The organism is Clostridium sp. JNZ X4-2, assembly GCF_054889485.1.
In genome coordinates this window covers 298,157-313,252 of the sequence record NZ_CM142685.1, presented here as the reverse complement: position 1 = coordinate 313,252, position 15,096 = coordinate 298,157, and the positions used below count along the sequence as shown (strand labels likewise).

Genomic DNA, 15,096 nt, shown 5'->3' with positions numbered 1-15,096 from the left:
TTTTAATCCCCTTTCTGATTACTACTTAGCATTTAAATTTATCTTTCTAGGATGAGCACTTATTTGATAATCTCTTGGTTCTCTTAGCTCGTCTAGATTGTCTAGTTTTCCTAGTTCTTTTAATTTATTATATATTAATATCCAAGCACAATCATTTTCAGGATCAACTTCACATTTACCATCTCTTGCACCACCGCAAGGTCCATTCAAAAGTCCCTTTGCACACATTGTAATTGGACATATTCCCCCTGTCCATCCAAGCTGGCAATTTCCACAAGCTTTACAAGCTTCTGCATATTGTCCAACTCTTTCTACTTCACCTATAAACATAGTGTTATTACCTGGATAAACGGGAATCTTTACTAACTTTGCTACAGTTTGAGTTCCATCTCCACAAGCTAGAGATACTACTGCATCTGCTTCTTTTAATTCAGCTTTTAAGGACTTTAAATCTTTTCTTGTTTTTAAAAGATTGCAGGAAGGATCAAGTATTTTATATCCTAAAACTTTTTTACCTTGTTCTTCTAACTTGGCTTTCATTGCTAATACTTCTTCTTCTCCGCCTACTTTACAGGTAGTTGCACATAAAGAGCATCCTGTGATTATTACTTTTTCACTGTCCTTAAGGTAATCCAATAATTCATCAAAAGATTTTTTTTCTGAAATAATCATATTTTTTCCTCCATTTATTTCACAGGTTTATAGGTTATTCTGTAACTTACAGGCTTTTACAATATGCTGTGCTAGTATAGATGAAGTAACTGAGCCTACTCCTCTAGGAACTGGTGTTATCATCGAAGCTTTTGATTCACAGTCTTCTGTATCTACATCTCCACATAACTTTCCACTTTCATCTACATTTATGCCTACATCTATAACTACGGCACCATCTTTTACATATTTTGAATCTATCATTTTAGCTTTTCCTATGCCTACTACCAGTATGTCTGCCTGGGAACAAACCTTTGGCATATCAGTAGTTTTTGAATGGCATACGGTAACTGTAGCATTTTCATTTAAGAGCAGCATGCACGCTGGTTTTCCAACTACCATAGATCTTCCTACTACAACTGCATTTTTTCCTTTCATAGGAACTTTATAATGTTTAAGAATTTCTATAACAGCAGATGGTGTACAAGGTGCAAACCCTGTTGTATCTTTTTCCATCAATTTAGCAACATTTACAGGACTAAAGCAATCTACATCTTTCTCAGGGGCGATTATATATTTTATAACACTTTCATCTAATTGCTTAGGAAATGGTCTAAATACCATTATTGCATTTACAGTCTTGTCCTCATTTATCTTTTTCAATTCTTCAATAAACTTGTCTTGTGATATATCTGCTGGTAGCTCTTTAACAACTGCCTCTATTCCAACTTTTTCGCACTTTTTTAGAGCTCCTTTTTCATAAGCAAGGTCACTTCCGTTTGCTCCAACTCTTACTAATGTAAGCTTTGGAGTAATACCCTTTACCTTTAAATCATTAACTTCTTTAGTTAAAGTTTCACTTATAGCATCTGCCACTGGTTTACCTTTAATTATCTGACCCATACTTATATCTCCTTCATATTAAAATTAGCTATCTGTACCATACTAAACTAATTTACAAGTGCCTCCGGAAGAAACTCAAGTTTCCTCCGGAGAATAATAATTTTATTTGGAAAGTGCACTAACTACTTTTTCATATACCTTATCTGCAATCTTAATGCCTTCTTCAACTAAAGGTTCCGTCTCTGCCTTTACCTTTTTAACATACTCCTGATCTTTAATGGAATTAATGTTGATTATGACATTAAGCTGTGCTCCAATAATAGCAGCTCTTAGACATTGAACTCCTACACCAACATCACTTATTGCAAGTTTGGAGCAATTATCTACAAGTGCCTCGTGGAGTTTTATTGCTTCATAAGCTTGTTTAACAATGCTTACTGGAACACTGCATGCTTGTTTTAGACACTTTTCTAGAGTTTCCTCTTTTATTTTTTTCTGCTCTTCGGTGTCTTTTGGCATTCCATAAGCCTTTGAAAGAGGCAGAAAGCATTCTGCATCTGCATCCATCATCTTTAAAAGCTCTGCTTGAAGCTCATTAGATCTTTTAAGTATGCCTTTTACCTTTTCATCATACTGTGCATACTTTTTCTTACCTATGGTGAGATTACATACCATGCCTCCAAGTGCCATTCCTATAGCACCTGTAATAGCTGATCCTCCGCCTCCACCAGGTGTGGCAGCTTTAGATGCAAGAACTTCTATAAAATCCGTGCAGCTTTTATCTGCTAATTTCATATTGTTTCCTCCTAAATGTTTTAGAATAATCCGCTTATTACTCCATTTTCATCTACATCTATTTTTTCAGCAGATGGAACTTTTCCAAGACCTGGCATCTTCATTATTGAACCAGTTACTGCAACTACAAAACCTGCTCCAGCAGAAATTGTAACCTGTCTTACTGTAATATTAAATCCTGTTGGCCTTCCAAGTTTAGTCTGGTCATCAGTTAAGGAGTATTGAGTCTTTGCTATACATACTGGAGTTTTGCCAAATCCCAACTTTTCAAGTTCATCAATTTCTTTATCTGCCTGATTTGTGAAGGTAACATCATCAGCACCATATATCTTCTGAGCTACTGCTCTTATCTTATCTCTGATTGGTAACTTTTCATCATAAGCAAACTGGAAGTCATTTTTCTCTTCTTTTATAAGTCTAAGTACCTCTTTGGCAACTTCTATTCCACCTTCGCCGCCTTTAGCCCAAACTTCTGATAATTTTACATTTACACCTAATTCCTTGCATTTATCTTCTACTAATTTTAATTCTGCCTGTGTATCTGTAGGGAATGCATTTAATGCAACTACTGCTGGTAATTTGTATACCTTAGTTATATTCTCTACATGCTTTAGCAGATTTGGAAGTCCTTTTTCAAGAGCTTCTAAGTTTTCATTATTTAAATCAGCCTTTGGAACTCCGCCATTGTATTTTAATGCTCTAACTGTAGCAACTATTATTACTGCATCTGGTTTTAATCCTGCCATTCTGCACTTAATATCCAAGAATTTTTCAGCACCTAGGTCAGCACCGAAGCCTGCCTCTGTAACTACATAATCACCAAAGTGAAGAGCCATTCTAGTAGCCATTATTGAGTTACAACCATGAGCTATATTTGCAAATGGCCCGCCGTGTACAAATGCTGGCGTTCCTTCAAGAGTTTGAACTAGATTTGGTTTTAATGCATCTTTAAGGAGTGCTGCCATAGCTCCTTCAGCCTTTAAGTCATGAGCTGTTACAGGCTTGCCGTCTCTAGTATATCCTATAACTATTTTAGCAATTCTCTTCTTCAAATCAATTATATCACTTGATAAACAGAATATAGCCATTATTTCTGAAGCAACTGTTATATCAAATCCATCTTCTCTAGGTGTACCATTGGCTTTTCCACCTAATCCATCAACTACAAACCTGAGTTGTCTGTCATTCATGTCTACACATCTTCTCCAAGCAATTCTTCTTGGGTCTATGTTAAGCTTATTGCCCTGATATATATGATTGTCTATCATTGCTGCAAGTAAATTGTTAGCAGCAGTGAGTGCATGTATATCACCTGTAAAGTGTAGGTTTATGTCTTCCATAGGTACTACTTGAGCATATCCACCGCCGGCAGCTCCGCCTTTTATACCAAATACAGGTCCCATAGATGGTTCTCTCAGTGCAACAACTACTGATTTGTTAAGTTCTGATAATGCATCTGCCACGCCTATTGCCGTAGTAGTTTTTCCTTCTCCTGCCGGAGTCGGATTTATAGCTGTACAGAGTATAAGTTTTCCATTTTTACTAGGAGTAGTCTTTAACAGGTTATAATTCACTTTTGCTTTATACTTACCGTATAATTCAATGTCATCTTCGGAAATATCGAGTTTTTTAGCAATGTCTTTTATGTCCTCCATTTTACATTCCTGAGCTATTTCTATGTCTGATTTATAAGTCATTTAAAATACCCCCATCTCTAATTTTTGTTTTATTTTTTTTACCTCCTCCACGGTTTCCTTGTCGGAATCATAGGGAGATTTATTAACTCTGTCAGAACTTCCCACTGCACCGCTATAATGCATAAAGCCAAGGCACTCTTTTTCATCTATATTCTCCAGTACAAACTTTTTATCTTCTTCATTTTTGATCTTATTGGATACTGCAAATACCTTTTCTATTCCTATATCATTGGCCAGTTTTCTTACATGTTTATAAGTTTGTATACTTCTTATTCCAGGTTCTACGACAACAATGAATACATCCACACCCTGAGCTGTTCCTCTGCCTAAATGTTCAATGCCAGCTTCCATGTCCATTATCACAATGTCTTTATTTTGAAGGAGTAAGTGCGAAGTGAGCTTTTTCAGCAAAACATTCTCCGGGCAAAAGCATCCTGTTCCGCCTGTATCAACTGTTCCCATGGTTAAAAGCCTTACTCCATTATATTCTTTACAATATCTCTCCGGTATATCATCTACTTTAGGATTTATCTTGAACATTTTTCCAAACGCTCCCGGAGTAGATTTGGTTCTCTCTGCTACTAATTTCTTCATTTCAGAAATTGGCACGATTTCTTCCGTTATTTTTTTTGGGAATCCCAAGGCCAGTGCTAAATTTGGATCAGGGTCTGCATCTACAGCCAAAACTTTATATCCTTCTTCTGCATATACTCTACTTATTATTGCTGCAAATGTAGTCTTTCCCACACCGCCCTTACCCGTTATAGCCATCTTCATTTTCATCTGTAGTCCCCCTTTTTCCACTAGTTGCTTTGTCTAAATTATATTAATTATTGTAAAATGTTTTCTCAAAGTGATACATCATTATGCCTGTGTATCACTTTGATAACATATTTTTGTATCATTTTAAATCCCTGCAAGATTAAAACCAGTTATTAACTCGTTCTCAATATTGGCACACTAATTGCTGTATTCTTTTAGAGACCTTATATCAAATTCCTATTTTTTTACGTTTTTCATTCATCCTATTTACAATTTGTTCAACTGCCTTTTTAGGATCTGTTTCTATAAAGAATTTAGCTCCTACCCAATCCTCTATTTTATTGGTGAGGATATCAACAACTTCCGGTCCGCCTGTTACTGGAGGTGCTACTCCAAGCCAAGTATCTATACCTGAAGTTACTACATAAGTACCAATTGCTACAGCTTTTTCTGACATCCATTCTGGTGCTACACCTGCAACTGGAAGGTCACACATATCAGTTCCAAGAAGATTAGCCACTCTTCCAACTAAATCCAATATACGGCTTATATCAACACAAGAACCCATATGAAGTACTGGTGGTATATCTACAAGCTTACATACAGTAGCCAGTCCTGGTCCTGCATACTTTTCTGCTGCTTCTTTTTGCAACAAGCCATATTTTGCTGCTGCCTGAGCTGCACAGCCTGTAACAACAACAATTACATCATTTTTTATTAATCCCTTTATAGTTTCAATGTGTGCAGAATCTTGTACAACTTTAGGATTATTACATCCAACTACAGCTGCAGCACCTCTTAATACTCCTGATACTAAAACATCTGCCAAAGGTTTTACAGTTTGCATTGGTCCTATTTCAGTATTTACAACTTTGTCCAATTTATTTATAATTTCCTCTACACTATACCCTACAATTCCCTTTGATTTTAATTCAGGAATCATTACTTTACTCTGATCTCTATTTTTAAAGTTTAATATTGCTTCCTTTAAAATCTTTTTAGCTGAATCAAGTGGGTTTTCTTCATCAAACTCCATATAAATTGAATCTGTGATGTGTGCCTTTGGTGAAGTTGTTATAAACTTAGTATGATATGACTTGGACAATTTTGCCAACGCCGGCATAATACACTGCACATCAACTATAAGTCCATCTACTGCTCCTGTAACTACAGCCAATTCCTGCTGCATAAAGTTTCCTGCTATTTTGATGCCATGTCTCATGGAAACTTCATTTCCAGTACAGCACATTCCACATAAGTTTATTCCATCAGCACCTACTGATTTAGCAAGTTCAATTAGTTCTGGATCTGATGCTGCTTCTACTACCATTTCTGAAAGAAGTGGTTCATGTCCATGTAAAACTACATTTACAGAATTCTTCTCAAGTACTCCAAGATTTGCTTCTGTATCAACAGAATGAGGTGTTCCAAACATTATATCACTGAATTCTGTTCCCATGAATGAACCCATCCATCCATCAGTTAATGAACATCTCATAGACATTTTAATCATAGCTTCTGCATCTGCATTACATCCTATATGTGTTGAATGCATAACTGCAGCTATTTCTCTATCAACTGCTCTTGGATATATTCCTAGTTTTTTCCATAATTCTTTTCTCTTTTCTGGTAGGGAAGGTGGTAAATAAACTTCTCCAAGCTGTCTACCATAATTACTTAATCCTTCTTTTGCTACATCATGAGCTATATCGTATATGTCTCTGCCTTCAGTTTCAACATTAAAGCTCTTTGCAACTTCTTTCAATTTCTTTTCATCTTTAACTTTTATATCTCCATCTTTACTAGTGTGATATAAACTAAGTGCTATACTTCTACCATGATCTGAGTGTGCTGCAGTACCTGCTGCAACCATTCTTGCAAAATTTCTAGATACAATTACATCTGCTGTAGCTCCACATATACCTCTTTCTACACCTTTTCCTGGCACTGGACTTACTCTGCAGGGACCCATGCTACAATTTCTACAGCAAACTCCTGCTGATCCAAATCCACACTGTACCTTCATGTCTGCTTTTCTATCCCAAACTGTTTCGACCCCATCTTGTTTTGCCTTGTCCAATAATTGTAAAGTAGCCTGATCAATTGATTTTGCTTTTTCTTCCATTTTAATAATTCCCTCCTCACCAAAATAACACTTTAAATAATTATTTCTTGAATCAACTTAATTTACCTAAAGCCCTGATATTTCTATTCAAAATAATTGTATCTAGATACAATTATAGTTATAACTTTTCGTTCTCACAAAGGTATTTGTTTATATTTATGAACAGCGTACAGAAAAAATGTTAAAAAATAAACATATAATTTTAGTATAAATTATCACCTATTAATTAATTCAGAAGAAACTTTTTATATTACTATAAGGTTCTGAAATTTTCTTTATAAAATTCGACTTAAAAATAAGAGCATTTGAAAACCTTAACATCAAAATATTCAAATATTGGCAATTTTTCGTAAAATATCTGAAAAACTTTTCTAATCATTGTTTTATCTATATACTAACACAATAATGCTTGATTTGAAAAGATGTTTTTATAAAATTCTTTAATTTTTTAAATCATTTTCATATATACATATTAAATACAATATTATCAATAACCGCTTTTATAAAAATTCTGTAAAATATCCACTAAATAAAACTCCAAATTATCATATGGTAAATATACTATTAAATGCAAAATTATATAATATATATCTATATCAGTTTGGTATATATTTAACAAATACTAATATATAAGAAGACTTTAAAAAGTCTTCTTATTATTCTGGGACAATTATAACTAATTGACGTGAATTTTTAACCACTTTGCTTGTAACAGAACCAATCATCCTGGCTAAACCTTTTTTGGTGGATTTAGTCATTATTATAATATTGAAATCGTCTTGAGAAGCTTTTTTCAATATTTCATCCGAAGCATAACCAAATGTAAAAAATGTATCTGCCTTATAATCGCTAATTTTCTCTTTAGCTTTATTTAATATAGACTCACTGGTTAATTGTGCCCTGTCAATCTCATCTGTAATTATCATATCATTCACTATGACTATTTCAGTAACATTCATAAGAGTAACTTCCACTTCTTCCTTCTTAAATAACTTCTTTACCCAATCTATTGAATGCATGCTTCTTTCTGTGCCATCTATAGGTATTAAAATTTTAGTTTTTTTCATTTTAAACATCCCCTTAATTTAAAATCAATATTTTTTAATTTTTCTTACGCTAACCAGTGACTTTCTAATTAAAATACCTTATATAACTAGTTTATATCAATCTATTACTTATTTCTACAATAATAAATTTTAAATTATTATCATGGAAATTTTACTCATTATAAAAATGCAGTATGTAACCAAAGCCTATATAATTCCATATATTATAATTAACTCAACCTTAAACCATACTATATAATTTTTTCATTACGGCGGAATAATACTCGAAAATGAGGAGGCAATCTTATGGCTATTTTTACAGCTTATCCAACCGATGATGTATATATATCACAATTCTTTTCAAATACAAATTTTATCTCATCACCGGTTTTATATAGTGGAGAATATACCCAATATAATGGATGTCCGGATGCTTATGCAAGTTTATTAAAATTTGATATTGCAAACTCAATACCATACGGATCTACAATATCAAATGCAAATTTATATCTTTATGTAAATAGGAAAAATACACTTGATTGCAAGCATCCTTGTCAATCCATAACTATTTATACTAATTTAGACAATTTTAATGGAAATACAGTTACATGGAATAACGCACCTGATATTTCCATAACCTCATATAAAAAAATAATATCAGACGCAGATGTAGGAACCTTTATACAAATAAACATTACAAGCCTAGTAGCTGATTGGCATAATAATTCTATTCCAAATAACGGTATAACCTTAGTAGGAATAGAAAATATCGTTGATAGCTTGATTGGATATAATAGCAGCAGAACTTCTAATTCCCCTTATTTATCTATAGAATATGATTGTGATTCATCATGTTCAGATTGTATTCCTGGTCCTCAAGGCCCTCAAGGCAAACCTGGTCGTCCTGGTCCTCAAGGCCCTCAAGGTCCGCAAGGCAAGCCTGGGTGTCCTGGTCCTCAGGGTCCGCAGGGTAATCCTGGGTGTCCTGGTCCTCAAGGCCCTCAAGGCAAACCTGGCTGCCCTGGCCCTCAAGGCCCTAAAGGCTGCAAAGGTGATCCTGGCTGCCCTGGCCCTCAGGGTCCTAAAGGCTGCAAAGGTGACCCTGGTTCTCAAGGTCCGCAAGGCCCTAAAGGCTGCAAGGGGGACCCTGGCTGTCCTGGTCCTCAAGGTCCACAAGGTCCTAAGGGCTGCAAGGGGGACCCTGGCTGTCCTGGTCCTCAGGGTCCTAAGGGCTGCAAAGGTGACCCTGGTTCTCAAGGCCCTCAAGGTTCTCAAGGTCCGCAAGGCCCTAAGGGCTGCAAAGGTGACCCTGGTTCTCAAGGTCCGCAGGGTCCACAAGGTCCGCAAGGTCCTAAGGGCTGCAAAGGTGATCCCGGTGCTCAAGGTCCTAAAGGCTGCAAGGGTGATCCTGGCTGTCCTGGTCCGCAAGGTCCTAAGGGCTGCAAAGGTGATCCCGGTACTCAAGGACCACAAGGTCCACAAGGCCCTAAAGGCTGCAAGGGTGATCCCGGTGCTCAAGGTCCTCAGGGTCCTAAAGGCCCGCAAGGCCCTAAGGGCTGCAAAGGTGATCCTGGCTCTCAGGGCCCTCAGGGTCCTAAAGGTAATAAGGGTGATCCTGGTTGTGAAGGCCCTCAAGGTCCTAAAGGTGACAAGGGTGATCCCGGCTCTCAAGGTTCCCAGGGTCCTAAGGGAGACAAGGGCGATCCTGGTTCCCAAGGTCCTCAAGGTTCTAAGGGTGACAAAGGTGATCCTGGCTCTCAAGGACCTCAAGGCAAGCCTGGTTGTCCTGGTCCACAGGGCCCTCAAGGCAAACCTGGTTGTCCCGGACCTCAAGGTCCTAAAGGTGAGCCCGGCTGTCCTGGCCCTCAAGGTCCTAAAGGCGATCCCGGCTGTCCTGGTCCGCAAGGCCCTCAAGGCAGACCTGGTTGTCCCGGCTCTCAAGGTCCTAAAGGTGACCCTGGTTGTCCTGGTCCGCAAGGCCCTCAAGGTAAACCTGGTTGTCCTGGTCCGCAAGGCCCTCAAGGCAGACCTGGCTGTCCTGGTCCACAGGGCCCTAAAGGTGACCCCGGCTGTCCTGGTCCGCAAGGCCCTCAAGGCAGACCTGGTTGTCCCGGGCCTCAAGGTCCTAAGGGTGATCCCGGTTGTCCCGGGCCTCAAGGTCCTAAGGGTGATCCCGGTTGTCCCGGACCGCAAGGTCCTCAAGGCAGACCTGGCTGTCCTGGTCCTCAAGGCCCTAAAGGTGACAAAGGTGATGCTGGACATGGTGCTATCATCCCATTTGCATCAAATGATCCTGCTATACTAACTACTTTTTTAAATGGAACAACTAATACAGTAAGCCTTATAGGGTTTGGAAATTCAATTAATAACATTAATATTTATGAGAATAAAATTTATCTTGGTGGAATCCGCAATATAGCCTTTTCCGTCCCTAGAAGTGGAACCATAACTTCAATAGCAGCATATTTCAGCGTTAGCAACACATTTTCACTGGGAACTGGTTCAGCAACTATTAAAGCTCAATTGTACAGCTCAAATACGCCAGATAATACTTTTGCGCCGATTCCAGGTGCCAGCGTTATACTTCCTTCTCTAACTGGTGAAATTATTGATACCGTCACAAATAATATTAATTTTGATTTGAATATACCAATTGATCCACAAACCCGTTTATTAATGGTATTTTCAGTATCAACATCAGATGTTGCCTTCAGCAGCATAATAGAAGGTTATGCAAGTGCAGGTATCACTATAGAATAACACTCCTGGATATTAATAAATCTACTCTTTAATTTAGGGAAGTTTGTATTATACAAGCTTCCCTTCTAAATAATAACCACTTTATTAATGATCCCTTTTTCCAAACAATCTTGTAATAAGTGATTGATTTCTTTCAAGCTTTAGTTGATCTTTAAGCTTTTTATTTTCCTCTATTAGATAGTCTACTTTTTCCTTTAAAAGCTCATTATTTTCTTCTTTCTCATCCAGCTTATCTTGTACATTTTTTGTAATAATTTTCTGATTTAAAAATTGTTTCTTTATGTCATCCATTTCTATTTCAATATTTTTTTTAACTTCCATAAAAAAGTCCAAATTTTCTTCCAGCTTTCTTTTTTGTTCGGCAATTTTAGAAATTTTATTTTCATATTCATCTGCAGCATGCTTTTTCTTTTGTAAATGCATACTAAAAGAATCAATTTTCTCTTTAAGAATAATATTTTCATAACAGATATTTTTAAACTTTTCTTTTATCTCTTCAATACTTTCATCTTCCTGATTAGTATTTAAACTGCTCTTATTTGTTTTTTGTTCTAATGATTTCATACTGTTTTCCACTAAATCCATAAATGAAAAAGTACATGATACATCTCCTTCTGTTCCATAAATCATATATGGCTGTCTGCTATCACTCATGTCGATAAAATTATATATTTTAATTGGAGTTTTCAGTTCCTTATTGAAAGCAACCGGTTTACTCCACTTCCCATATCTATAACTCGAACAAAATACACTACTGCCCTCTTGCCAGCATGTAAAGAGTTTATTATTTCTATAAAATACAATTGGTTCAATAGGTTTGATTTTACTTTTATAAACTTCATATTTTCTCATATAAATATTATTTTCAACACAAACATGCTCCAGAAGATATATTGTATCTTCCCTAGTCCTATTGATTATATTAAATGTATTGGAATCACTTGCTGCCTTGAACAATATATTATCACCTTGTAATCCATAAAGTCTTTTATCAGAAGTCCACGAGTTACCATCATATTTACAATACCCAAATGATATCTCATCTCCTCTGTCTGAAAGGAAAAAAGCATTAATACAACTATCATATCCTATTTGTATTTCATAATATTTATCAACTTTATTTGATAAAACTATATGTTGGATAGTATAAAACTTTATTTCTTTTCCATCCCATATGTAATGTTTTAAAATTCCATGTTTACTGTCATCAGACGCTTTAAGCAAATAAAAAAAGTTTAATTTGCCCCCTAGAATTACAGCATTTAGATCTTCAATTTTAAATTGGCCCATATCTATATGATAAAGTAATTTTCCGAACCATTTACCATCTTTCATAGTGCAATATCTCATTTCATATTTTTTGTTAACATATATAATATGAATTATTTCATCTTCAATACAAGCAGCGAATTCAATTACTTCCACATCAATAAATTTCTCCTTAGTCCATTTTCCCTGATCATACATGAATTTATACATTAATACATCAGTATCATTTAAATAAACTTTCCATATATTATTATTGATATTAAATATCCACGGATATATATTTGCCATAATATCTTTCACCCCACTTTAATTATATTTTTATTAATATAATTTATAACTCATATTTAATAAAATTTTATTAAATATGTTATGTTTGTATATCACAACTACGGTACTCAAACATAATATATAATGTAAGACGATATAACCTTTTCTATATAAGTCATGCAGTTTTTTACATTAGTAAAAAAACAGGGCATAAAAAATTTACAAATAAAGAAGGACGGCTTTATAAATCATCTGTGAAAATATTGAGTTACTTCATTTTATTAGAACAAAATATATTTTTTCCTCCCTATGAGTTATTTATGTTGTATAGTATCGATTTATTTTCTCAGAGTGGAGAAAAATATAAAGTCCCAAAGGTAAAAAATTAAGTAAACCAATGCCTGCGGTATACCGCAGACAGTTAAATTATAATATTTAAAAGGAGGAAAATCTATGTCCATAAATTTTAATAAATTTATACCGCGTCCAGGCCTGGTAAATAAGCAAGGACATTTGCCAGATCCTTCAGAATTAGTTTGTGTAGAAATTCCTAAAGTTTTTGATCAATGTTTGATTAAAAGATGTATCTCTTATAATGAAGGTCCTGACACAAATACAACAGATTATGAATTGAGAAGCAATCCTCTGGATAATCCAAAAATATACATCGGTTGCAGAGATTTTAAGATTACATTGACATCATTAGAAAAAATACCTCTTTCATGTGAGGATGGTTTTAAAAAATTAATTATTTGTTACACCATTTCATTTTATGCAGACTTTATTGACTGTGATGCAGTAAATAGATCTGAATTATTTGAAATTAACAGACAAGATGTGATTGGCAAATTTTATTGTCCAGATTCATTATCCAAGGCATCTGCTAGTCAACTAACTTCTAACTGCTCAAAAAATAATGATGAAAATATTATAAAACTTGAAATGGTAGCTGATGTACTTCAGGCTGTATTACATGAAGATGAAAATAATTGCAAAGTTTTGGATATCACTTTAGGATATTATATAATTGTAAAATGTGAACTTATAGTGCAGCTTCTTATGCCTGCTTATGATTATTGTCCAATTCCTAAAGAACCATGTCAACCTGAACCTGAAGAAAATGTATGTGATAAATTTAATAGAGCACCAATTCCAAAATTTTATCCAGATCAAAATCTTACTCAACTATTTCCTGACTGTGATTGTGAACCAGATTATAAACCGGATTGTAAGTCAGAATCTGAAGAAGACACCGGATGCAGCAATTGATTAAATGCAACAATATATTTAAATTTAATGTTGCTTTTCACATTTTAATATAGACTTCATAATAATATACTATATTACACATTAAAATGCTTATTTTAAAATTCTAAGGGAGAATTATATAAAATTCATTTTCGAATATAAATTATTATATTGCTTTATATAACTGTCCTATTGTCTCTTGAAAATAAGTCCAAGTGGATTTCTCTATCATAGAGAAGCATATTAATTAAATTTTTATACATTCATATGCTTCTCTATTAAATACATATTCTGTTTATCATTCCAATGTAACTACATATTTTTTATATTTACATGGTTCAATTGAAGATATATTATTTATATTAATAACTACCCTGTTATTATTCCTGCAATCTTCAATTTCTAGAAATCTATTCTTCATATAATCCAACTGTGACATAATTTGCTTAGAATTTTTATTTACAAAATATTCAGTACCGCTGTTCATAATTATTTTAGAACTATTCATTTCATAACTTCCTCCATTAGACATTTTTATAAATATAAAAACCAAGTACCATCTAATTTACCGGTACTTATAAATTAATAAATAAGTCAAGAATAATATTCCCTATTTACGATTTTTTATATTTCATCCCATGGCTAATAGCTATTGTTGTGAACATCTCCGGATTATCAAAGTGAAAAATAAACACTTCTATATACTATGGTCATCTATTTGCAGAAATAAACCGAAGTACCTTATACAGCCGATCTGCCTCCAATTGTCCTGGAGCTGATACAGCCTTAGCTGCTCCAAAAGTAATTGCCGATCCAAAAGTTTCACCTGCTATACGGCTGACCACACCTAACGAACCCATAGACATAGTAACAACTGGAGTTTTACTATGATAACGTACCATTTCATTAGTAGCAGTTAATAAATTAAGAACATCTTTGACGCTGCAGGGCATTACTGCAATCTTAGGTAGATCTGCCCCTAGATTCTGCATCTCACACATCTTTTCTATTAATTCATCTTTCTCAGATGTCATTTGGAAATTATGGCTGGACATGATTACTTTTACACCACATTGGTGTACTGTATCTACGATTTCTTTTACTAATTCATTATTTCCAATAGATAATTCAACATCAATAATATCCACATTTCCGGTAGCCGCAACTGATTTTACAAGTTTTACATAGTATTCTACTGTAATTTCCTTTTCTCCTCCTTCTTTAGCGGTTCTAAAAGTAAATATTATAGGAATATCACCTAAACTTTTTCTAATTTGTGCAAGAATCCCCTTTACTTTTTCAATGTTCTCTGCATATTTATAATAGTCAATTCTCCATTCTGCCAAATCCAAATTGATTGTTTTCAAATATTCTATTTCCCTTCTGATTTCTTTATCATCAGATCCCATAAAAGGTACAGCAACTTTGGGAATTCCATCTCCCAGCTTTACATTCCCTACTTTTACTACATTTCCCATATTTCCACTTCCCTTCCATATTTGCCGCCATAATTTTTTTAAATGAAATTGCTATTCTATTAATAGTCTATCTGTTTTTAGCTACCTAAGTTTTGTACCAATGTAAAATAATATTTTTGATTTTAATGCCAGTAAATTTAAGCCAATAATTACTA

At 34.7% G+C, this 15,096-nt stretch carries 13 protein-coding genes and 1 pseudogene; 4 read left to right on the top strand and 10 right to left on the bottom strand.

The window, feature by feature from the left end; translation table 11 throughout:
- Positions 1-21: 21 nt before the first annotated feature.
- The 7 genes from ACYUJ6_RS01640 to ACYUJ6_RS01610 form a co-directional block, all read right to left on the bottom strand.
- Positions 22-672 (bottom strand): methylenetetrahydrofolate reductase C-terminal domain-containing protein, encoded by a 651-nt coding sequence (locus ACYUJ6_RS01640; protein WP_461844153.1) that lies wholly within the window; start codon positions 670-672, stop codon positions 22-24.
- Positions 673-699: 27 nt separating this feature from the next.
- Positions 700-1,554 carry a bifunctional 5,10-methylenetetrahydrofolate dehydrogenase/5,10-methenyltetrahydrofolate cyclohydrolase gene (locus ACYUJ6_RS01635; protein WP_461844152.1) on the bottom strand — a complete coding sequence of 285 codons (855 nt, stop codon included), beginning with the start codon at positions 1,552-1,554 and terminating at the stop codon, positions 700-702.
- 102 nt (positions 1,555-1,656) lie between these two features.
- Positions 1,657-2,289, bottom strand: a complete 633-nt coding sequence (locus tag ACYUJ6_RS01630) for a cyclodeaminase/cyclohydrolase family protein (protein WP_063600847.1) — start codon at positions 2,287-2,289, stop codon at positions 1,657-1,659.
- A 20-nt stretch (positions 2,290-2,309) separates the two neighbouring features.
- Positions 2,310-3,986 carry a formate--tetrahydrofolate ligase gene (locus tag ACYUJ6_RS01625; RefSeq protein ID WP_461844151.1) on the bottom strand — a complete coding sequence of 559 codons (1,677 nt, stop codon included), beginning with the start codon at positions 3,984-3,986 and terminating at the stop codon, positions 2,310-2,312.
- Complete coding sequence (locus ACYUJ6_RS01620) at positions 3,987-4,763, bottom strand: ATP-binding protein (protein WP_461845411.1); 777 nt, start codon at positions 4,761-4,763, stop codon at positions 3,987-3,989.
- Between the two features lie 214 nt (positions 4,764-4,977).
- Positions 4,978-6,873, bottom strand: coding sequence for an anaerobic carbon-monoxide dehydrogenase catalytic subunit (gene cooS, locus ACYUJ6_RS01615; protein ID WP_461844150.1), 1,896 nt, complete (start codon positions 6,871-6,873; stop codon positions 4,978-4,980).
- Between the two features lie 656 nt (positions 6,874-7,529).
- Positions 7,530-7,940, bottom strand: a complete 411-nt coding sequence (locus ACYUJ6_RS01610) for a universal stress protein (protein WP_461844149.1) — start codon at positions 7,938-7,940, stop codon at positions 7,530-7,532.
- A gap of 285 nt (positions 7,941-8,225) precedes the next feature.
- Here ACYUJ6_RS01610 and ACYUJ6_RS01605 point away from each other — a divergent pair.
- From ACYUJ6_RS01605 to ACYUJ6_RS01595, 3 genes and pseudogenes are all read left to right on the top strand, one after another.
- Positions 8,226-8,741, top strand: a pseudogene (locus ACYUJ6_RS01605) (DNRLRE domain-containing protein); the annotation flags it as partial.
- Between the two features lie 13 nt (positions 8,742-8,754).
- Positions 8,755-10,224 (top strand): hypothetical protein, encoded by a 1,470-nt coding sequence (locus ACYUJ6_RS01600; protein ID WP_461845532.1) that lies wholly within the window; start codon positions 8,755-8,757, stop codon positions 10,222-10,224.
- Positions 10,188-10,679: an exosporium glycoprotein BclB-related protein gene (locus ACYUJ6_RS01595; protein ID WP_461845410.1), complete on the top strand. Its 492-nt coding sequence runs from the start codon at positions 10,188-10,190 to the stop codon at positions 10,677-10,679. The genes ACYUJ6_RS01600 and ACYUJ6_RS01595 overlap by 37 nt, the downstream gene beginning before the upstream one ends.
- 84 nt (positions 10,680-10,763) lie before the next feature.
- Here ACYUJ6_RS01595 and ACYUJ6_RS01590 read toward each other — a convergent pair whose 3' ends face one another.
- Positions 10,764-12,236, bottom strand: a complete 1,473-nt coding sequence (locus tag ACYUJ6_RS01590; RefSeq protein WP_461844148.1) for a hypothetical protein — start codon at positions 12,234-12,236, stop codon at positions 10,764-10,766.
- A gap of 432 nt (positions 12,237-12,668) precedes the next feature.
- Here ACYUJ6_RS01590 and ACYUJ6_RS01585 point away from each other — a divergent pair, with 432 nt between their 5' ends.
- The gene (locus tag ACYUJ6_RS01585) at positions 12,669-13,484 is read left to right on the top strand and encodes a hypothetical protein (protein WP_461844147.1); all 816 of its coding nucleotides are present in this window, start codon (positions 12,669-12,671) and stop codon (positions 13,482-13,484) included.
- Positions 13,485-13,761: 277 nt separating this feature from the next.
- Here the strand turns inward: ACYUJ6_RS01585 and ACYUJ6_RS01580 are convergent, their stop codons facing one another.
- Positions 13,762-13,971 carry a hypothetical protein gene (locus tag ACYUJ6_RS01580; RefSeq protein ID WP_461844146.1) on the bottom strand — a complete coding sequence of 70 codons (210 nt, stop codon included), beginning with the start codon at positions 13,969-13,971 and terminating at the stop codon, positions 13,762-13,764.
- A gap of 202 nt (positions 13,972-14,173) precedes the next feature.
- Positions 14,174-14,941 carry a type I 3-dehydroquinate dehydratase gene (gene aroD, locus ACYUJ6_RS01575; protein WP_461844145.1) on the bottom strand — a complete coding sequence of 256 codons (768 nt, stop codon included), beginning with the start codon at positions 14,939-14,941 and terminating at the stop codon, positions 14,174-14,176.
- Positions 14,942-15,096: the final 155 nt, after the last annotated feature.